General features: G+C 72.4%; 11 protein-coding genes and 1 pseudogene. 10 read left to right on the forward strand and 2 right to left on the reverse strand.

Annotated features, from left to right (window positions below; translation table 11 throughout):
* The first annotated feature begins 6 nt into the window (after positions 1-6).
* Positions 7-2,202 carry an ATP-binding domain-containing protein gene (locus KBY19_RS25135; protein WP_210966768.1) on the forward strand — a complete coding sequence of 732 codons (2,196 nt, stop codon included), beginning with the start codon at positions 7-9 and terminating at the stop codon, positions 2,200-2,202.
* Here KBY19_RS25135 and KBY19_RS25140 read toward each other — a convergent pair.
* Positions 2,179-2,364 carry a hypothetical protein gene (locus KBY19_RS25140; protein WP_099885353.1) on the reverse strand — a complete coding sequence of 62 codons (186 nt, stop codon included), beginning with the start codon at positions 2,362-2,364 and terminating at the stop codon, positions 2,179-2,181. The two genes, KBY19_RS25135 and KBY19_RS25140, sit on opposite strands and share 24 nt — an antisense overlap.
* A gap of 226 nt (positions 2,365-2,590) precedes the next feature.
* Here KBY19_RS25140 and KBY19_RS25145 point away from each other — a divergent pair, with 226 nt between their 5' ends.
* The 9 genes from KBY19_RS25145 (at position 2,591) to KBY19_RS25185 (ending at position 20,532) form a co-directional block, all read left to right on the forward strand.
* Positions 2,591-2,827 carry a DUF397 domain-containing protein gene (locus KBY19_RS25145; protein ID WP_099885352.1) on the forward strand — a complete coding sequence of 79 codons (237 nt, stop codon included), beginning with the start codon at positions 2,591-2,593 and terminating at the stop codon, positions 2,825-2,827.
* A gap of 319 nt (positions 2,828-3,146) precedes the next feature.
* Positions 3,147-4,049 carry a helix-turn-helix transcriptional regulator gene (locus tag KBY19_RS25150; protein ID WP_099885351.1) on the forward strand — a complete coding sequence of 301 codons (903 nt, stop codon included), beginning with the start codon at positions 3,147-3,149 and terminating at the stop codon, positions 4,047-4,049.
* Between the two features lie 581 nt (positions 4,050-4,630).
* Complete coding sequence (locus KBY19_RS25155) at positions 4,631-5,929, forward strand: MFS transporter (protein ID WP_099885350.1); 1,299 nt, start codon at positions 4,631-4,633, stop codon at positions 5,927-5,929.
* Positions 5,865-9,644 (forward strand): non-ribosomal peptide synthetase, encoded by a 3,780-nt coding sequence (locus tag KBY19_RS25160; RefSeq protein WP_210966769.1) that lies wholly within the window; start codon positions 5,865-5,867, stop codon positions 9,642-9,644. Before KBY19_RS25155 ends, KBY19_RS25160 begins: the two co-directional genes overlap by 65 nt.
* Positions 9,645-9,707: 63 nt before the next feature.
* Positions 9,708-14,795, forward strand: coding sequence for a non-ribosomal peptide synthetase (locus KBY19_RS25165; protein ID WP_210966770.1), 5,088 nt, complete (start codon positions 9,708-9,710; stop codon positions 14,793-14,795).
* A gap of 1 nt (position 14,796) precedes the next feature.
* Positions 14,797-15,528 (forward strand): thioesterase II family protein, encoded by a 732-nt coding sequence (locus KBY19_RS25170; RefSeq protein ID WP_210966771.1) that lies wholly within the window; start codon positions 14,797-14,799, stop codon positions 15,526-15,528.
* A complete protein-coding gene (locus KBY19_RS25175) occupies positions 15,525-16,400 on the forward strand; it encodes an SDR family oxidoreductase (RefSeq protein ID WP_210966772.1) in 876 nt (291 codons plus the stop codon). Before KBY19_RS25170 ends, KBY19_RS25175 begins: the two co-directional genes overlap by 4 nt.
* 59 nt (positions 16,401-16,459) lie before the next feature.
* Complete coding sequence (locus tag KBY19_RS25180; protein WP_210966773.1) at positions 16,460-19,300, forward strand: amino acid adenylation domain-containing protein; 2,841 nt, start codon at positions 16,460-16,462, stop codon at positions 19,298-19,300.
* Positions 19,297-20,532 carry an ATP-grasp domain-containing protein gene (locus tag KBY19_RS25185; protein WP_099885346.1) on the forward strand — a complete coding sequence of 412 codons (1,236 nt, stop codon included), beginning with the start codon at positions 19,297-19,299 and terminating at the stop codon, positions 20,530-20,532. The genes KBY19_RS25180 and KBY19_RS25185 overlap by 4 nt, the downstream gene beginning before the upstream one ends.
* Positions 20,533-20,547: 15 nt before the next feature.
* Here KBY19_RS25185 and KBY19_RS36860 read toward each other — a convergent pair.
* Positions 20,548-20,655: pseudogene (locus KBY19_RS36860) on the reverse strand (IS5/IS1182 family transposase); the annotation flags it as partial.

Consider the following 20,655-nt stretch of genomic DNA (forward strand, 5'->3'; position numbering starts at 1 on the left):
CGCCCCATGTCCGGGGACCACACCGCCCAAGAGGAAGCCCTCCGGGCCGAACTGGCCGCCGAGCGCGCCCACGCCGACCGGTGCCGCGCCACGCTCGACCGTACGAACGCCGCGGCACAGCACCGGGTGCTGGAGGGCGCCGGTGTGCTGACCGGTCAGCACACCGGGGAGGCGGCGGGCGAGGGCGTCGCGGGCGACGGGGCGAGCGCGGAGGCGCTGGGCCGCTATCTGCGCAGCCGGGCCAAGGAGGTACGAGAAGAGCCGGAGGGGCCGCCCTTCTTCGGCCGGCTCGACTTCAGCGACGGGGGACGCGGCGGCGAGGAGGCCGGCGAGCACCGCGGCCAGCGCTACTACATCGGCCGCCGCCGCGTCAGCGAGCACCCTTCGGCGCCGCCGCTGGTGCTGGACTGGCGGGCCCCCGTCTCCCGCGCCTTCTACCAGGCGACCGCACGGCAGCCGCAGGGCGTCCGCTCCCGGCGGCGGTTCGGCTGGTCGCCGAACGGCGCCGGCACCGCCGAGGATCTGACGGGGCTGGAGGACGAGAGGCTGGAGGACAGGAGGCCGGGGGGCGAGGGGCCGGCGGGGGCCCGTGAGTCACCGGCCGGGGCCTCGGCCGCCGGATCGGCCCTCGCCTCCCGCATCGTCGCCGGCGAGATCGAACGCCCCCGGGTAGGGCCGATGCGCGACATCGTCGCCACCATCCAGCCCGAACAGGACGACCTGGTGCGCTCGGGCCCCGACGGCTCGATGTGCGTCCAGGGCGCGCCCGGCACCGGGAAGACCGCCGTCGGGCTGCACCGCGCGGCCTATCTCCTGTACACCTACCCTCGCCGCATCGAGCGCGGCGGCATGCTCGTCGTCGGCCCCAACACGGCGTTCCTCGGCTACATTTCGGCCGTGCTGCCGGCCCTGGGCGAGGTGGGGGTGCGGCAGTGCACCGTACGGGATCTGCTGCCCGGCCATCCGGTGCGGGCCGAGGACGACCCGGAGGCGGTGGAACTCAAGCACAGCGCGCGTATGGCGGCTGTACTGCGGCGCGCCCTCTACGCGCGCGTACGGCTGCCGGACGGCCCGGTGGCGGTGCCCGACGGCTCCTACCGCTGGCGGCTGGACGAGGACGATCTGCGCGCCGTGGTCGAGGAGACGCTGGCGCAGCAGCCGCCGTACGAGGTCGGCCGGGAGCGGGTACGGGCGCGTACCGTGGCGCTGCTGCGCGACCAGGCCGAGCGCCGCGCCGGGCCGCCCGGGGGCGAGTGGCTGCGCCGGATGGGCAGGGTCAAGGCGCTCTCCGGTTTCGTGGACTCCGTCTGGCCGAGGGTGAAGGCCGAGGAGGTGGTGGCCGGACTGCTGGGTGAGGCGCGGACGTTGGCCGAGGCCGCCGACGGACTGCTGACCGAGGACGAACAGCGGGCGCTGCTGTGGCAGGGCCGCCGCCCCCGATCACCCCGGACGGCACGCTGGTCGCAGGCGGATCTGCTGCTGCTGGACGAGGTGGCGGGCCTGATCGCCCACCCCGGGGAGAGCTACGGGCATGTGGTGGTGGACGAGGCACAGGACCTCTCCCCCATGCAGTGCAGGGTCCTGGCGCGCCGCAGCCGCTTCGGCTCGCTGACCGTGCTGGGCGACCTGGCGCAGGGCACCACCCCGTGGGCGGCCCACGACTGGCCGGAGCAGCTGGCGCACCTGGGGGTTCCCGAGGCGACGGTCGCCCCGCTGACCACGGGCTTCCGAGTGCCGTCCGAACTGCTCGCGGCGGCCAACCGGTTGCTGGACTCGCTTCCGGTGGACGTCCCGCCGGCGCGGTCGCTGCGCACGGGCGGGGAGCTGAGGACGCTGCGGGTGCCGGGGACGGACGGGCCGACCGGCGCCGTGGCGGAGCGGGTCGCTGCCGCGCTCGGGAGGGAGGGCTCGGTCGGGGTGATCGCCGACGGGGCGCGGGTCGGGGCCGTGCGCCGAGCGCTGGCGGCGAACGGGATCGCGGCCGGGACGCCCGGCGCCGAGCAGGAGGGTGAGCGGGTGACCGTGGTGGACGCCGAGTCGGCCAAGGGCCTGGAGTACGACCACGTCGTCCTGGTGGAGCCCGCGGAGATAGCGGCGGGCGGGCCGCGCGGACCGCAGCGCCTCTATGTGGCGCTCACCCGCGCGGTGTCGCGGCTGGAGATCCTGTACGCGGCCGAGCTACCCGAGGCCCTGCGAAGCTGAGAGGGCGGCGGGCGTGCGGGCGGGTGCGGCCAGATCGCGGAGCCAGTCCGGCTGATCGGCGATCTCCAGGAGGAGGAGCAGCCGGGTGAGGGGGTGGTCGCAACTGAGGCCGTCGTCCACCGGGTCCGCAGGGGCGGGGAATTCGGCGCCTGGTGTGGTCACTGGGACTCCTGTAGACGGACGGGGTGTGTGAACTCCGCTGTCGAGTCGTGGAGTTGAGCCCATCTGCTGGGGCTCCGGAGTGGAGTACGACGGGCATTGTCGCGGTTCCGTACTTACTTCTGCAAGTACATCTGCAAGTACATCTGCAAGCACGCTCGGCTATGAGACGCTTCCAGACGTCGCAACCGCCCACGGGGGAACGCAAGTGACGTAGGGAGAGACGTACATGCAGATCGAGAACGGCATCGAGGCCACGAAGATCGAAGGCGCGGTCTGGCGCAAGAGCCGCCGCAGCAACCCGAACGGCAACTGTGTCGAGGTCGCCACTCTTCCCGGCCAGGGAGTCGCCGTCCGCAACTCCCGCTTCCCGTCGGGCCCCGCCCTGGTCTACACGCCCGCCGAGATCGCGGCCTTCGTCCAGGGCGCCAAGGACGGCGACTTCGACGACCTGCTCGACGCCTAGCGCCCCACCCACCACCCGCCTGCACGCGGTCGGCCACGGCCGGGCGGCAGGTCCCACAACTGAACACCACCACGGGCACCGCCGCCGCACGACACGGACGTGTGGCGGCGGTTCACGTACAAAGCCCCCGGTACGGGAGCGACGGCGCGGTACGCGCGTACGGCGGGCGCGCCCGGCACGACGCCGCCGAAGAGACCCGAGCACGTCCACGCCACGAAGGCTCGAAATCCGGTCGCGTAACCGGTATGGCTGTACGCTCAGTTGGCGGAGTGGGACACTGAGCATCCGTACAGTCACTCAGGGAAGCAAGGCGGACGTGATGGGAGCACAGCCGCGACGCGAGGCGTCGCCCGGACGCATCCAGGACCACCCCCGGGGTGGACCCACGATCCTGCGCATCGTCCTGGGCACCCAACTGCGCCGGCTGCGCGAGGAGCGGGGCATCTCCCGTGAAGCGGCGGGCGAGGCGATCCGCGGTTCGCACGCCAAGATCAGCCGCCTGGAGCTGGGCCGCGTCGGCTGCAAGGAGCGCGACGTGGCAGACCTGCTGACGCTGTACGAGGTCTGGGACCGGGAGGAACGCGAGGAGTATCTGGAGCTGGCCCGGCACGCCGGCTCGCCGGGGTGGTGGCAGAAGTACAGCGATGTGATGTCGCCGTGGTTCGACCGGCTGCTCGGCCTGGAGGAGGCCGCCGCGATGATCCGCACCTACGAGGTGCAGTTCGTCCCCGGCCTGCTGCAGACCCGCGACTACGCCCGCGAGGTCATCAGGCTCGGCCATCCGCGGGACGACAGCAGGCGCAGTGAGCGCCGGATCGAACTGCGCATGGAGCGGCAGTCGATTCTCGACAAGCCGCACTCGCCCCGTCTGTGGGCCGTGATGGACGAGGCGGCGCTGCGCCGCCCGCTGGGATCCCGGCAGGTGATGCGCGCCCAGCTCGAACACCTCATCGAGGCCGCTCGGCAGCCCAACATCACACTGCAGATCGCGCCGTTCAGCATGGGCGGACTCGCCGCCGCCGGCGGCCCGGTGACCATTCTGCGCTTCCTGGAGCCCGACCTCCCGGACATCGTCTACCTCGAACAACTCACCTCGTCCCTCTACTTGGAGAAGCGTGACGAGGTCGAGGGCTATCTGGTGGTCATGGACCGGCTGTGCGCGATGGCCGAGCCCCCGGCCAGGACCGCGGCGTTCCTGGAGAAGTTGCTCAGCGACTACTGAGCCGTCCCCGCCCCCCCCCCCCCCCCCCCCCCCCTTCACCTTCCTTCCCCTCCCCCGGCCGGCCCCGCTTCCGCCGCCGCCCTCCCGGGTCGGTCCGTGCTGCCGTCGAGCCATGCGGACTCCCGGAGTCGTCCGCGCGTGGACGGATCACCTCCGAGCCCCGGTCGATCTTTCATTCACCTCTTCTCACCTGCTCGTTCACAAAACCTCCTTTGATCACAAGTCTGGAAGAAGACATTTTTCCGTAGAAGAGATTGCTTGACCGGGTTCCGAGCGAGCTGTTAGAAAGCATGCCGTCAAAGCGCACCGCCGACGGCGGGGCGCTGCATCACGGGGGATCTTCACGGGGGAATCTTGGGCGGCACAGCCATGGGGAATTCCGGCCCCCGTCAAGCCGGAAATACACGGGGCGACAGCTCATTCCCGTAACGCCGCAGAAGCACTGACCACGTCCGCACGGCTGCTCACACGTGCGGCCAGGTCCTGCCCGGCGCCTTCTTTCGCACACCCACCTGCCGGTACCGACGTGCACCGCACGCCTGCCCGGCTGCCTCTTCCGCCTTTTCGGCCTACTGAACGGTGTGGACGTGAAAGCGTATCTGAGCATTTTACGTATCGGGGACTATCGGCTCCTGTGGTCGGCCCTGGTGCTCAACCTCCTCGGCGACGGCGCCACCTACGCGGCCCTCGCCTGGATCACTCTCGAAAAGGCGGGCGCCGCCGGCCTCGGGGTACTGGGCGTCTGCCTCACACTTCCGGTGATCGCGGGCGGCGCCATCGTCGGCCCCCTGCTCGACCGGTTCTCCCGGCGCAAGCTCTTCATCTACGACTCGGTCTTCCGCGGCGCCGTGGTCGCCCTCATTCCGGTGCTGGCCGTGGCCGGTGTGCTGGAGGCCTGGCATCTGTACGTGGTCGCCCTGGTCTACGGCCTGCTGAAGATCATCCCGCTCGCCGGGACCCCCGCCGTGCTGCCGGAACTCGTACCCGCGGACAAGCTCCAGGCGGCATCCGGCCTGGAGGCCACCGCGATGGGAGCGGCCAACGTCCTGGGACCGCCCATCGGCGCGGGACTCATCGCCCTGTTCGGCGCGCCCAACGTGCTGGTGCTCGACGCCGCCACCTATCTGCTCTTCGCCTTCCTGATCAGCCGGATCAAGGCACCGCTGGCCCGGCCCGAACCGTCCGGCGAGGCGGGGTCGCCGCAGCGGAAGCCGGGCTGGACACCGGTCTTCCTGCTCATCGTGCGGGACCGCTTCCTGCTGGTGCTCACCTTGTCGTTCGGCGCCTTCAACGTCTCGGCGGGGGCGCTGGTGGTGGCGATCCCCTGGCTGACCAAGTTCGAGTTCGGCAGCGGGCCCGGAGTGCTCGGCCTGATGCTCGCGGTGATGGCGGCCGGCGAGCTGATCGGCTCCCTGGTCTCCGGCGCCGTGGAGACGTCCGAGAGACAGATGCTGCGCATCGGGGTGCTGCAACTGCTCTCCGGGGCCGTGCTGTTCCTGCTCATCCCGACCGCGCTGCCGTGGATCCTGCTCGGCCTCGCGCTCAACGGCATCCTCTCGGCGCCGATGACGGTGCTCGGCGGAGTCGTCCGGATGACCAGGGTGCCCAACGAGATGCGGGGCCGCGCGATGACGCTGATGCGCACGGTCATGGCCGGTGCGCTGCCCGCGGGTTCGGCGCTGGGCGGTGTGCTGCTGAGCGGCAGCCACTACACGGGGCTCATCTTCGTCGTCGCCGCCCTGGCCACCGCACCCGGTGTGCTGACGGTCGTGCTCTTCCGCAACACGCCCTTCAGACTGGAGGTGACAGCAGCCGATGACCAGCGAGCACAGCGGGACTCCGACCCCGACGACGCAGGCACCGTCCCCGCGGCCTCCTGACGCGGCACCCGCCACCAACGGCGACGCGGTGCTGCTCGTCACCGATCATCCCCGCACCCGGGAGGCGGCCCGTGGCCCCTGGGCCCGCGTGCGGCTGACCGGCGCCGATGCCCCCACCGCCCTGGCCGCCTTCGTCATCGTGCTGCACCGCTGGACCGGGCAGCGGCGGCTGAAGGTGGACCTCGACCCGGCCATCGGCGGCGCCTGCGCACTCACCGTCGAGGTCACCGGGCACGAACAGGTCGCCGCGCTCGCCACGGAAGTTGCTGGGGCCGCACCCGTCCCACGCGGCCCGGGAAGCGCCACAGCGGTACGGTTCGCGGACGGTGCCCTGCCGGACGAGGGGCCGGACACCGCGCCGTACGAGCTCTCCCTCACCCGGGACGGTGCGGATCTGCTGCTCGGCTACCGCGCCTCGCTCTTCACCCGGGAGACCGCCGAGCGCTTCGGCCGCCATCTCCGGCGGGTGCTGCGCTGCCTGGCGGACCGGCCGCGCACCGCCGTACGGGAGGTGGAACTGCTGGACGAGGGGGAGCGGGAACTGGTCCTGCGGACGTTCAACGACACCGCTCGGCCGTACCCCTCCGCCGCCACCGTGCACGAGCTCTTCCGGGAACAGGCGCGGCGCGCCCCGGCGGCGGCCGCGGTCACCTGGCGGGACCGTACCTTGAGCTACGCGGAACTCGATACGCACAGCGACCGGTTGGCGTACGCGCTGCGGGCGGCGGGAGCGCGGCCCGGGGACCGGATCGGGCTGCACACGGGACGCGCCCCGGAGCTGCTGGTCGGTGCGCTCGGCATCCTCAAGGCGGGCTGCGCCTACCTGCCGCTGGACACCGGGTATCCGGCGGAGCGCACCGAGTGGCTGCTCGCCGACTCCGCCGTCCGCGTCCTTGTCGCCTCCGCCGGCCTGCCGGTGCCGTTCGCCTTCGCGGGGAAGGTCCTCGCCCCGCAGGACGAGGCCGCAGGGCCGGGGCAGCCGTTGCCCGTCGCGGCCGACTCCGCGGCACAGGACCTGGCCTACGTCTGCTACACCTCCGGGACGACCGGGCGGCCCAAGGGCGTCGAGGTGACCCACCGCAATGTGGTGCGGCTGGTACGGGGCGCGGACTATGTGCGCTTCGGCCCGGACATGATCGTCATGCCGACCGGCTCCCTCGCCTTCGACGCCAGCACGTTCGAGTTGTGGGGGCCACTGCTGAACGGCGGGCGGGTTCATCTGACCGACAGCGACACGGTGCTGGACGCGGGCTCGCTGGGCCGGGAGCTGGCGGAGCAGGGTGTCACCACGCTGTGGCTGACCTCGCCGCTGTTCAATCAGCTCGTGGAGCAGGATCCGGCCGCACTCCGCCCGCTGCGGGAGCTCGTCGTCGGCGGGGACGCCCTGTCCGCCGCCCATCTGGCGAAGGCGATGGCCGCCTGCCCCGAGCTGGTGCTGGTCAACGGCTACGGCCCCACGGAGAACACCACCTTCTCGGTCACGCACCGGCTCTCCCGCGCCGACCTGGGGCGTATCCCGATCGGACGGCCGATCGCCAACTCCACCGCATATGTGCTGGACGAGGCCGGGCAGCCGTGCCCGGTGGGGGTACCCGGTGAGTTGTACCTGGGCGGGGACGGGGTCGCACGCGGCTATCTGGGGCGGCCCGAACTGACGGCGGAACGTTTCGTCGAAGACCCGTTCACCCCGGGCGGCCACCGCCTCTACCGCAGCGGCGACCTGGCGCGCCGGCGCTCCGACGGGGTCCTGGAGTTCCTGGGCCGACGTGACCACCAGGTCAAGGTGCGCGGCTTCCGGGTGGAGCCGGCCGAGGTCGAGAGCGTCATGCTCACACACCCGGAGGTGGCCGAGGCGATCGTGACGGCCAGGACCCGCCCGGGGCGCAGCGACACCTGTCTGTACGGCTACTACACGGGGAAGGCCGGGCAGCAACCACCGGCGCCGGAGAAGCTGCGGGCCCTGCTCGCCACAACGCTCCCCGGACACATGGTCCCCTCCTACCTGGTGCCGTTGCCCGAGCTCCCCCTCAATCCCAACGGCAAGGTGGACCGGGCCCTGCTGCCCGACCCCGACGGATCCCATCTGCTGGCCGGGACCGCCTACGTATCGCCCGTCGACGAGACCGAACGCGTCCTGGTGGAACTGGCCGAGGCCGCGCTGGGCATCAGCGGCATCGGAACCTCCCACGACCTGCGGGACCTCGGCGCGGACTCGCTCACGGCGACGCTGCTGGCCGCCGGTGCGCGAGAGCGGCTCGGCCGCGCCTGCCCGGTCAGCGCCGTACTGCGCTGCGGCACCCCGGCCCGGCTCGCCGCACTGCTGCACGACTCCGCGGCCCGCCCGGTTCCGCGGATACCGCGCGCTCCGCGGCAGGAGACGTATCCGCTCGCTCCGCAGCAGCGGCAGCTCTACTTCGAACAGGTCAAGAACGAGCGGGCGGTGCACTACAACGTGCCGGTGACGCTCGGGCTGCCCGCCGACACCGACCCGCAACGGCTGGCCGCGGCGCTGCGGCGGTTGGCCGGGCGGCACGACGCGCTGCGGACCCGCTTCGTCGCCGACGGAGGTGAGATCAGGCAGCGCGTCGAGCCCACCGTCGACGTTCCGGTACGGGTGACCGAGGGGCCACCGGGGCCGCTGCCGGACTTCGTCCGCCCCTTCGATCTGGGACGGGCCCCGCTGTGGCGGGCCGAGATCCATCGAACCGCCACCGAGGTGACGCTCCGCCTCGATCTGCACCACATCGTGGTCGACGGGTTCTCCCTCGTCCCGCTGTTCGCCGACCTGTCCGCGCTCTACGGGGGCGAGGAACCGCCACCTCCCCCACTCCGGTACCGAGACTACGCCCAGTGGCTGGCGGGGCCTCAGGGGGCGGTGCTGCGTGCGGCCCAGCGGCCGTACTGGCAAGGTGTGTTCGCCGCTCCCCTCGACACCACGGACCTGCCGACGGACGCACCGCGGCCCGCGCTGCGGGCCCTCGACGGAGATGTCGTCTCCTTCGATCTGGGCCAGGTGCGGACCCGGCAGCTGCGCGGGCTGGCCCGCGACCACGGCGTGACCCTGTTCGCCGTACTGGCGTCCGCTCACAGCGTGTTGCTGGCCGCGCTCAAGGGGGCCGCGGACGTCACGCTCGGTGTTCCGGTCTCCGGCCGCACGGTTCCCGGGCTGGAGGGGACGGTCGGCATGTGCGCCGGCACCGTGTGCCTGCGTTCGGCGCCCGAGCCCGGTCTGCCCTACGCGACCTTTCTGCAACGCATCGCGCAGGCGGCCGAGGAGGCCTTCGCCCACCAGGACTTCCCGTTCGAGGACCTGGTGTCCTTGGCGGCCCCGGTGCGCGACTACAGCCGTACGCCGGTCTTCGACGCACTCATCGCCCTGCACAGCGGGCGCTATCTGACGGTGGACTTCCAGGGCGCCAGGGTGCCGGTGCGTCTGGAGCAGACCGGCCAGGCCGTTTTCGACCTCAACATGCAGATCCATGAGGACGTCGGCACCCTGCGCGTCGCCTGGCAGTACGCCGCCCGGCTGCTGCGCCGCGACACGGTCGAGAACTGGCGCGACCGCTTCATCGCCCTGTTGGACGCGATCGTCGCGGATCCTGCCGCGCCACTCGGCGCGCTCGATCCCGCGCTCACCGCGGCGCGCTCCACCGCAGCGCGGACAGCGCCCGGTTCCACCTCTGCCTCAGCCTCCGACTTCGACTTCGATCTCTGACGTCTCGCTCCGCTCCTTCGAGTACTTCGAGTCGGCTTCTCACCACAAGTGCAGGAGACATCCATGCCTCTGCTCCCATCCCAAGCAGCATCCTTCGCACCGTCACCGCAGACCACCTACTGGCGATCCCAGTTGGGCTCACTCACTCAGACGTGCGGATTCTGGCCCGACTTCCGTCCGGGCACCGGCCCGGACGGCGCCGCGGCGGCGGACGCCACCGACCGTGCGGGCCGGCACGCCGCCATCACCGTTCCGCTCGGCAGCACGCTCACCGAGCGTCTGGACCGGATCACCCGCAGCCGCCCCGAGATGCTGTGCGTGGTGCTCACCTCGGCCCTGGCCGCACTGCTGGGCCGCTGTACAGGTCGGGAGGAGGTGGCCGTCGCGCTGCCGAAGCGGGGTGCTGCCGCACGGTCCGCGGGCGGCCCGCTGCTGGTGCGTACGGACCCGACCGGGTCGCTGCGTCAACTGCTGACCCGGGTCGGTGACGCGGTACGGGAGGCCGAGCACAACCAGGAGTGCGACGTGGCCGCCCTCGCCGCCGAACTGGGCCGCACCGATGCCTTCGACACCGGAGTGGCGCTCGACGGCTTCCACGATCCTGGTTTCACCGCGCCCGGCGTCATGGTCACCGCCGCCCGGAACGACGGCGAGCTGACGGTGACTCTCGCGTACGCCGCGGACCGCTTCGCCGAGGAGTCCGTACGCAGCCTCGGGGCCCAGTACGCCCTCGTTCTGGACGGGGCGACGGCCGAGCCCGACCGGCCGGTGGACACGCTCGACCTGTGGACGACCGCGGACGAGAAGGCCGTCGCGGCGGCCAACGCGACCGAGCGTGACTTCGCCGCGGACGCCACGCTGCACGGTCTGTTCGCCGAACAGGCCGCCCGCACCCCGGACTCGCCCGCGCTGCTGACCGAGGACACCACCGTCACCTACGGGGAGCTGGAGGCACGCGCCAATCAGCTGGCGCGCACCCTGCGGGAGCGCGGCATCGGCCCGGGCTCGATCGTGGCGCTGTTGACCGAGCGGTCGACGGAGATGATGACCGCCGTCCTCGCCGTGCTGAAGTCCGGTGCCGCCTACCTTCCGGTCGACCCGTCCTATCCGCAGGCCCGCATCGATCATCTGCTCACCGACAGCGCGGCCCGGCTCGCCCTCCATCAGCGGCGGTTCGGCGCACTGGTGGGCGCCACCCCGGCCCTGGACATCGAGGACCCGGCGTCGTATGCGACCTCGACCGAGCCGCTCCAGCACACCGGCGGGGCGCGGGACGCCGCCTACGTCATCTACACCTCCGGGTCGACGGGCCGTCCCAAAGGCGTGCTGGTCGAACACCGCAGCGCCGTCAACCGGCTGCAGTGGATGCAGCGCGCGTACCCGATCGGCGCCGACGACGTCGTTCTGCAGAAGACGTCCATCTCCTTCGACGTGTCCGTGTGGGAGCTGTTCTGGTGGTCGTTGACCGGGGCGGCGCTCGCCCTGCCGACGCCCGGCGCCGAGAAGGACCCGGCCGCGCTGCTGGCCGCCATCGACCGGCACCGGGTGACCACCATGCACTTCGTGCCGTCGATGCTCGGCATGTTCCTGGGCCATCTCGACCGGTTCGGCGGTGGAGCGGCCACCCGCACCCTGCGGCAGGTCTTCGCCAGCGGAGAGGCGCTCGCCCCCGCGCAGGCGGCGCGGTTCGGCGCACTCGTCCCCGACGCCCGGCTCGTCAACCTGTACGGGCCGACCGAGGCGACCGTGGACGTCACCCACCAGCCTGTGGAGGGGCTGACCGGCCGGGCGCGGCTGCCCATCGGCCGGCCGATCGACAACGTCCGGCTGTATGTGCTGGACGGCGAGGGACGGCAGGCGCCGGTGGGCATCCCCGGCGAGCTGCATGTCGCCGGTGTGGGCGTGGCGAGGGGCTACCTCGACAGGCCGGAACTGACCGCGGAGAAGTTCCTGACCGGGGACGCGGTGCGCGCCGCCACCGGTGAGGAACGGCTCTACCGCACCGGCGACCGGGCCCGCCGGCTGCCCGACGGCAGCCTCGACTACCTCGGCCGGGTCGACGAGCAGGTGAAGGTGCGCGGCTTCCGCGTGGAGCCCGGCGAGATCGAGGAGCGGCTGCGCACCCACCCGGGGGTACGGGACGCGGCAGTTGTCGCGGTCGACGACGGCTGGCAGACCTCGCTGCGCGGCTTCGCCGTACTGACCGACGGGGTGACCGGGGCGACCGGCGGAGCGGGGGCCGCCGGAGCGTCCGAGGCGGAGCTGAAGGAGCATCTGCGCGCCGCGCTTCCGGAGTACATGGTGCCCGGCAGGATCCGGGTGCTGGACGAGCTGCCGCTCACCCCCAACGGCAAGCTGGACCGGGCGGCGCTGCGCAGCCCGGACGCGCTCCGCAGGAAGGCACCGGCACATGTCGCCCCGCGCAACAGGACCGAGGAGGTGCTGGCGCGTATCTGGCGGGAGGTGCTGGGCCGGGAGAAGGTCGGGGTGCACGACAACTTCTTCGCGCTGGGCGGCAACTCGATCCACTTCGTCTCGGTCCTGGCCAAGTCCCGTGAGGCCGGGCTCGACTTCACCTTCCAGCAGCTGTTCCAGCACCAGACCATCGCGCTGTTGGTGGCGTCGATGGCGCAGGCGCCGGGTGCGGCGGCGGTGGAGGACGTCGCGGCACGCGGTGCCTTCCAGCCGTTCGAGCTGATCTCCCCGCAGGACAGGGCACGGCTGCCCGAGGACGCCGAGGACGCCTATCCGCTCTCGATGCTGCAGGCCGGGCTGATCTTCCAGACGGAGGTCACCGGTGGTCTGGGGCAGTACCACGACGTGCTCAGCTACGCGGTCACGGGCGCCTTCGACGCGGCGGCCTTCACCGAGGCGGTGCGGCTGCTGACGCTGCGGCACCCGATCCTGCGGACCACCTACCACCTGACCGGCTACAGCGAGTTCCTGCAGATCGTGCACCGCCGGGTGCCGCCCCCGCTGACCATCGAGGATCTGCGCCATCTGGACCATGCGGCGCAGGAGGCGTGGCACGAGCAGTGGCTCGCCCGCGAGAAGGCGCGCCGGTTCGAGTGGGAGCGCGGCGGCCTGGTCACCCTGCACATCCAGGTGCTCGGGGACGAGCTGTACCGGTACACGGTCAGCCAGCACAACTCGGCGCTGGACGGCTGGTCCATCTCCCTGCTGCACACCCAGCTGTTCGAGCTGTACCACCAGGTGCGGGAGGGCCAGGACACCTCCCGCCGCCCGGTCGACAACCATCTGCGCAACTTCGTCGGCCTGGAGAGGGAGGCGCTGCGCTCCGAGCGGTCCGAACAGTACTGGCGCGACGTCATGGCGGACCCGCAGCCGGCCGATGTACCGCACAAGCCGGACGCCGTCGACACCGACGACTTCCGCGTCGTACTGCGGGACGTACCACTGCCCGCGGGGCTGACCCGGCGCATCGAGGCGAGCGCGGAGGCGCTGTCCGTGCCGGTCAAGGATGTCCTGCTGGCCGCCCATATGAAGGTGCTCAGCCTGGTGTCGGGCCGGCAGACGGTGCTGACCGGCTACGAGCACAGCGGCCGGCCCGAACTGCCGGAAGCGGAGACGACACTCGGGCTGCATCTGAATACGGTGCCGTTCCAGGTCGAGGTGGCCACCGGCAGCTGGGCCGAGCTGATCCGGCGGGTGTACCGAGCGGAGCTGGAGCTGCTGCCGCACCGCCGCTACCCGATGGCGCAGATGAAGCAGGACCTGGCCACCCAGCGGCAGCTGTTCACCACCACCTTCAACTTCACCCACTTCTATCTGCTGCGGAACCTGCGGCAGCTGCCGGAGTTCTCGCTGCTGGAGATGCGGGTGGACTCGGAGACGGAGTTCCCCTTCCGTACGGAGTTCTCCCGCGACTTCCTCGACGACGAGCTGCAGCTGTGCCTGCACTACCACACACATCTCTACGACGAGGCGCAGATCGACCGGATCGGCGGCTACTTCGTGCGCGTACTGGAGCTGATGGCGAGCGAGCCGGACGCGCCGCACACGGCACATCAGCTGCTGGCGGACGAGGACCGGGCCCTGCTGGGCGGCGGTGCCTCGGCCGGGGAACAGTCCGCACCGGTGCCGCAGCCCGGCCGGCCGGCGTCCCAGCAGACCGTCGCCCGCATCCGTACGGCCTGGCAGCACGTCCTGGAGCTGCCCGAGGAGGAGATCGGCGAGGCGGACGACTTCTTCGCGCTGGGCGGCAACTCGCTGTCCGCGCTGCGTGTCGTGCTGGAGCTGGAGGGCCTGGTCACGCTCTCCGAGCTGACCCGTGTGCCCCGGCTGGGTGAGCTGGCGGCGCTCGTGGACGGCGGAGCGGAGGGGGACGACGCGGACGAGGAACTGCTGCAGCTGCTCTCCTCCACCGCCGAGGGCGCCCGGGCCGCGGTGCTGTGCGTGCCGTACCCGTGCGGCCATCCGGTCAACTTCAAGCCGATGGCGGAGGCCGTGGACAAGCGCACACCGGATCTGGCGGTGTACGGGCTCGAACCGCCGGGCCACAACCCGAGCCGGCCGGGCAGCTTCACCGATGTCGCCGAGACGGTGGAGCGGGCGGTGGCTCAGATCGAGCGGACGGCCGAACTGCCGGATCTGCCGCTGATCCTGTGGGGCCACTGCGGTGGCGCCGCAGTGACCGTGGAGCTGGCGCGGGTGCTGGAGGAGCGCGGGTTCGATCTGCGGCAGGTCTTCATCGGCTCCAAGCTGCTGCCGACGGCGGCCGACATGCGCGAGTCGATCGAGATGATCGAGAGCTGGAGCGACGACGACATCGTCAGCTACATGGTCGAGGAGACCGGTTACAGCGAGCTGGACGGCCTCGACCGCCGCTACACGTCGTTCATGGGCCGTCTCTTCCGGCACGACGTATGCGGTGGCTACCGCTACTTCATCGATCTGACCGAACAGGACCCGGGCTGGCGGATCGAGGCGCCGTTCACCGTCGTCGTCGCGGAGGACGACAAGGGGCTGGCGCACGCCGCCGAGGAGTACCGCTGCTGGGAGCGGGTGGCGGCGCGGGTGGGCTTCCACCGGCTCGGCTCCGGCGGCCACTACTTCGTGCGGGGCAACCCCGCCGAGGCGGCTGAACTGATCGAGCGGGCGTGGGCGTCCGCGGCAGAGTTGGAGGGCTGACATGCCGGTTCCCGTATCCATGCCGATCCCCGTGCTGTGCTTCCCGTTCGCGGGCGCCGGGGCGTCCGCCTTCCGCCGCTGCCAGGAGTACGGCAGCGACACCGTCTCGATCACCCCGGTGCAGCTGCCGGGCCGCGAGGAGCGGTTCGGTGAGCCGCTGTTCACCGACGTGACGGCGGCGGTGGACGGACTGCTGCCCGAGGTGCTCGACCAGTTGGCCGGTCAGCCGGCCGTGGCACTGTTCGGCCACAGCCTCGGGGCCGTGCTGGCGTACGAGATGGCGCACCGGATCGCCGCGCTGGGCCGCCCCGAGGTGGTGAAGCTCTTCGTCAGCGGATCACCCGGGCCCTGGACGCGGCGCGGGACGCGGGCCACCGGACTGTCCGACGAGGAGTTCCTGGAGCAGGTGCGGGAGTTCGCCGGATACACCCACCCCGCGCTGGAGCACCCGGAGCTGCGGCAGATGCTCCTGCCGCCGCTCCGTGCGGACGTGGAGATGCACGAGAACTATCTGGCGCCGTCCGACAAGCCGTTGACCGTGCCGGTCGTCTCGATCCGCGGGCAGGACGACGAGCTGGTCTCCCGCGAGCAGGCGGCCGAGTGGCGCGCTGCCACCTCGGGCGGCTGCGACCAGGTCGAACTGCCGGGCGGCCATATGTATCTGGTGGACGACCCGGCCGGACTGGTGCGGCTGCTCGATCAGGAGCTGGCCTCGCAGGGGGTGGGGCTGTGAGCGCGCTGCTCACCACTCCCCCGCCGGGCGAGGCCACCTCGGCACCCCTCGCGGGCAAAGCGGCGCTGGTCACGGGCGCTGCCCGCGGTATCGGCCGGGCGTGCGCGCTGGCGTACGCCCGGGCCGGGGCCGATCTGCTGCTCACCGACATCGGCCACGACCTGGACGGCGTGCCGTATCCGCTGGGCAGCACCGGCCAGTTGGCGCACACCGCCCAGCTGTGCCGGGAGCTGTCCGCCACCTCGGTGGTGGTCACCGCCGAGGCGGACGTACGGGATCTGGACGCCGTGCGTGCGGTGGTGGACGGCGCCCTGGACCGGTTCGGGCGGATCGACGTGCTGCTCAACAACGCGGGCGTCGCGGCGCCTTCGGGCAAGACGGTGCACGACATCACACCCGCCGAGTGGGAGCTGATGCTCGACGTCGACGTGTCGGGCGCCTGGCGGATGATCCGCGCTGTGGGTACCGCCATGACGGATCAGCGTGCGGGCAGCGTCATCAACGTCGCCTCGACTGCGGGCCTGGTCGGCTACCGGCACTTCGCGGGGTATGTGACCGCGAAGCACGCGCTGGTCGGGCTGACCAAGTCGGCTGCGCTGGACTTCGCACCGTTCGGGGTACGGGTCAACGCGCTGTGCCCCGGCTCGGTACGGGACGACGACGCGGCCGAGGGGCGGATGCTCAGCGAGATCGCCCGCTCCCTGGACGTGCCGGTGGCCGAGCACGAGGAGACGTTCGTGGCGGCGCAGCCGATGAACCGGCTGATCGAACCCGAGGACGTGGCCGGGGCAGCCGTATGGCTCGGCTCCGACGCATCGCGCCAGGTGACGGGCTCCACGGTCACCGTGGACGGCGGGTTCACCAGCCGGTGAGCGACAACGGGGATCACGGGGACTGCAGGAATCACGGGGATCACGGGGAGACGAAGACGATGAACGACACGGGCAGGCTGTGCCAGGCGCTCGCCGTGCGCCTGCACAGCGGGGCGGACCCCGAACGGCTGGGCCACGAGCTGGCACGGCTGGCGGACGGCGCCAGGCTGTGGGTGGACGACATCCCCGGCGGCGCCGACACCTCGCTCGCCGCGGTGCGCCGGGAACGCGAGCTGTCCCGGCCCGTCGACCCGCGCACCGGGCCGGCGGTGCGGGCGGTGCTGCTGCGGTACACCGACGGAACGGCGGAGCTGATCGTGGTCGCCCACCAGGCGGTGGCGGCCGAGCCGTACGACCTGGCCCGTGCCCTGCTGGGCGAGCCGGTGGACCTGTCGGCCCGGCCCGGGGGCCCGGCCGCGGAGCGGGACGAGCGGCTGCGGGCCGCGCTCGCGCGACTCGACCGGCACCCGGCCCCGGAGTGGGGACTCGGCGACCCCGGCGACCCGACGGTGGGGCAGCGGCGCTTGACGGTCCAGGCCTACGGCGACGTACCGGCCGCGGTCACCCTCCGGGCGGCGCTGGGGCTGGTGCTCGCCCGCTGCACCGGTCGGTCCGAGGTGGAGCTGGGGGTGGACGCCGAGCACGAGGTGGCGTTCTCCGCCGCACCGGCGCAGACCGTGGCGGAGTACCTGGCACAGGTCGGCCGGGCGCAGCCCGCGCCGGGCGGCACACCGGCCGTCGGGCTGATGGTCACACCGGCCGCCGAGACGATCGGCGGGACGGGAGCGAAGGCCGAACCGTTCGAGGTCAGGCCGATCCTCGCCCCCCTCCACCCGCTGTCGCTGCACCTCACCGACGACGGCTCCACCGTGCTGAGCGGCAGCTGCGCCTACCGGCACGCGGCGTTCGGCGACGCGGCGGTGGAGTGGTTCACCGGCATGCTGGCCACCGCGCACCGGGCGCTGGTCACGGCCGCCCCCGACACCCCGGTGGGTGAACTGCCCCTCTTCGACGAGGAGCAGCGGTTGGCGCTGGCCCGGCTCGGCGGGCTGGGGCGGCCGCTGGACGTACCCGCCGAACGGATCGAGCAGGCCGTACGGCGCAGGGCCGAGCGCTCTCCCCACCGGCCGGCGGTCACCTGCGAGGGAGAAGGTCTCACCTACCGCCAACTCGACCAACGTGCGGACCGGTTCGCCGCCGGGCTGCGCAGCCGTGGGGTACGGCCCGGGGACCGGGTGGGCGTCTGTCTGGAGCGGTCACTCGACCTGGTGGTGGTGCTGCTCGCGGTGCTCAAGGCGGGCGCCGCCTACGTACCGATGGACCCCGCGTATCCGGCCGAGCGGCTCGCGTACACCGCCGAGGACGCCGAAGTCCCCCTCGTCGTCACGGACACGGACGCCTTCCCGCGGCTGGACGGGGTGTGCCTTGTGGACCCTGCGGCACTCGACGGCCCGCTCGACGGTCCCGGTCGCCTGCGAGCGGGCGGCGGACAGCCGCAGCCGTCCCCGGACGGCGGCACGGCGCACCGGCCGTCACCGGAGGACGCCGCCTACCTCATCTACACCTCCGGCTCGACGGGCCGCCCCAAGGGGGTCGTCGTACCGCACCGCAACGTCGCCGCCCTGCTCGCCGCCACCGAGGGGGACTTCGGGCTCGGCGAGGAGGACGTGTGGACGCTCTTCCACTCCAGTGCGTTCGACTTCTCGGTCTGGGAGATCTGGGGCTGTCTGACGACCGGCGGCAAGCTGGTGGTGGTGCCGTACTGGGCGGCACGGGAGCCGGCCGAGTTCGCCGCGCTGCTGGACCGGGAACGGGTCACGGTGCTCAACCAGACGCCGAGCGCCTTCGCCCAGTTGGCGCAGCTCGACCGGGAGAGCCGGATCACCGACTCGTTGCGGCTGGTCGTCTTCGGCGGTGAGCCGCTCGACACCCGGCCGCTGCGGTTCTGGCTGGACCGGCATCCGGAGCGGGACTGCCGGCTGGTCAACATGTTCGGTATCACCGAGACCACCGTGCATGTGACCGCGCAGACCGTCACCCGCGGTGCGGCGCTGACCGGTTCGCGCTCGGTGGGCCGGCCGCTGCCCGGCTGGCATGTCTACGTCCTCGATCCCGACGGCCGTCCGCTGCCACCCGGCGTGCCGGGTGAGATCCACGTCGGCGGGGCCGGGGTGGCCGGGCAGTACCTCAACCGTCCGGAGCTGACCGCGCGGCGGTTCGTGCCGGACCCGCACGCGCCGGGGCCGATGTACCGCAGCGGTGACCGGGGCCGGCTGCTGCCGGACGGGCGGCTGGAGCACCTGGGGCGGCTGGACAACCAGGTGAAGCTGCGCGGCTTCCGCATCGAGCTGGACGAGATCCGCGCCCAGTTGCTCGACGCGCCGTCGGTGACGGCTGCGGCCGTGGTGCTGCGGCTGGGCGAGGGCGGGGATACGGCCGGGGCCCGGCTGGACGCCTACGTCGTCCTCCGGGCGGACGGGTCCGGCGGCAGCCGGGCCGGCGCCGCGCAAGAGGTGCGGCAGCACACCGCGCGCTTCCTGCCCGCGCACATGGTGCCGTCCACCGTCACGGCGCTGCCCGCGCTGCCGCTGACCCCCAACGGGAAGGTGGACACCGCACGGCTGCCGGCCCCGCTGCGCGGACCGTCGGAGAGTGCGGAGGAACCGGCGGGGGACGACGTCGAGTCGCGACTGCGCGCGGTGTGGGAAGAGGTCTTCGGCTTCCGGATCGGCCTGGACGACGACTTCTTCGCGCTGGGCGGCAACTCCCTGCTCGGGGTGCGGCTGCTGGCTGCGCTGAAGGCGGCCGGGCTGCCCGGCTTCCCGCTGCCGCAGCTGTATCTGCACCGCACGGTGCGCCAACTCGCCCCGCTGCTGTCCGAGGAGGGGGTTCCCGCATGACACTGCTGCTGGTCGGCGCCGGTTCGCAGGTGTACCGCGAGTATCTGCTGGCTTCGGTCGCCGCCGAGTACGACATCCATCTGCTCGCGGACCGCGCGCCCGCCTGGGAGGCGGCGTATCTGTCCGGGCACTCGGTGGTGGACACCTCGGACGTGGCCGCCATGGCGACGGCTGTCCGGCAGCTGGCGGTCGAGGGTGTACTCACTTGGGATGACACCCGGGTCGTGCAGAGCGCTGAACTTGCCGAGCTGCTCGGGCTGCCCGGCAGCACCTCCCGGGCGGCGCTCGCCTGCCGGGACAAGCGGGCCACCCGCCTGGCGCTGGACGAGGCGGGGGTGCCGCAGGCCCGCTCGGTGCTGGTCACCTCGCTGCCGCAGGCACGGGCGGCGGCGGCCCGGGTCGGCTACCCGCTGGTCCTCAAACCGCGCGCGCTCAACGCCAGTACGGGCGTCGTGCAGGTGTCCTCGGCGGACCGGCTGGCGAGCCGCTTCCGGCTGGCCCGCGGCGCCAGGACGCCGGGGGCGGTGGAGGTCGCCCCGGGCGACGTACTGGTCGAGGAGTATCTGGACGGCCCCGAGATCAGCGTGGACGCCGCCTGGTTCCGGGGCCGGATGGAGCCTGCCTTCGTGGCCCGGAAGCAGTGCGGTTTCCCGCCGTACTTCGAGGAGACCGGCCACCTCGTCGACGGCTCCGACCCTCTTCAGGGCGATCCGGCGGTGCTGGAGGTGGTGGCGCGGGCGCACCGGGCGGTGGGGTTCGCCACCGGGTGGACCCACACCGAGCTGCGGCTGACCGCGCACGGCCCGAAGATCGTCGAGATCAACGCCCGGATCGGCGGCGACCGTATCCCGGACATCGGCCGGCTGGCGCTGGGCACCGACGCGGCACTGACCGCGGCCCGGGTGGCCTGCGGCGCCGAGCCGGACATCCGCCCCGGGCGCCGCCGGGTGGCCGGGGTGCGGTTCTGCTATCCGGAGGCGGACTGCCTCGCCCGCCAGGTGCGGATCGACGCGGCGGCGCTGCCGCCGTCGGTGACGGAGGCGCTGCCGATCGCACTGCCGGGGCAGGAGCTCCGGCTGCCGCCGCACGGTCAGGTGGCCGGCCGGTACGCGCTGGTGACCGCGGTGGCGGACACGCCGCAGGAGTGCCGTGCGGAGCTGGAGAAGGCTGCGGGGGCGGTACGGCTGGAGGTGCTCAGACCGCTCGCGGACCCGCGCACACCGAACGCCTAGGACTTGTCCGGTCGATCATGTGCGGAGCCAGATGAACAGGGCTGCTGCTGTGGCGGTGCCGAGGAAGACGTATCCGCGCTTGTCGTAGCGGGTGGCGACTGCCCGGGACTGCTTCAGCCTGTT

This window comes from Streptomyces sp. B15 (genome assembly GCF_018070605.1).
Taxonomy (GTDB): Bacteria; Actinomycetota; Actinomycetes; order Streptomycetales; family Streptomycetaceae; genus Streptomyces; species Streptomyces smyrnaeus.

What these genes read in the sequence shown, in the direction of transcription:
- KBY19_RS25135 (WP_210966768.1), top strand. Translation starts at nt 7, where the DNA reads ATGTCCGGGGACCACACCGCCCAAGAGGAAGCCCTCCGGGCCGAACTG.
- KBY19_RS25145 (WP_099885352.1), top strand. Translation starts at nt 2,591, where the DNA reads ATGCAGATCGAGAACGGCATCGAGGCCACGAAGATCGAAGGCGCGGTC.
- KBY19_RS25150 (WP_099885351.1), top strand. Translation starts at nt 3,147, where the DNA reads ATGGGAGCACAGCCGCGACGCGAGGCGTCGCCCGGACGCATCCAGGAC.
- KBY19_RS25160 (WP_210966769.1), top strand. Translation starts at nt 5,865, where the DNA reads ATGACCAGCGAGCACAGCGGGACTCCGACCCCGACGACGCAGGCACCG.
- KBY19_RS25165 (WP_210966770.1), top strand. Translation starts at nt 9,708, where the DNA reads ATGCCTCTGCTCCCATCCCAAGCAGCATCCTTCGCACCGTCACCGCAG.
- KBY19_RS25170 (WP_210966771.1), top strand. Translation starts at nt 14,797, where the DNA reads ATGCCGGTTCCCGTATCCATGCCGATCCCCGTGCTGTGCTTCCCGTTC.
- KBY19_RS25180 (WP_210966773.1), top strand. Translation starts at nt 16,460, where the DNA reads ATGAACGACACGGGCAGGCTGTGCCAGGCGCTCGCCGTGCGCCTGCAC.
- KBY19_RS25185 (WP_099885346.1), top strand. Translation starts at nt 19,297, where the DNA reads ATGACACTGCTGCTGGTCGGCGCCGGTTCGCAGGTGTACCGCGAGTAT.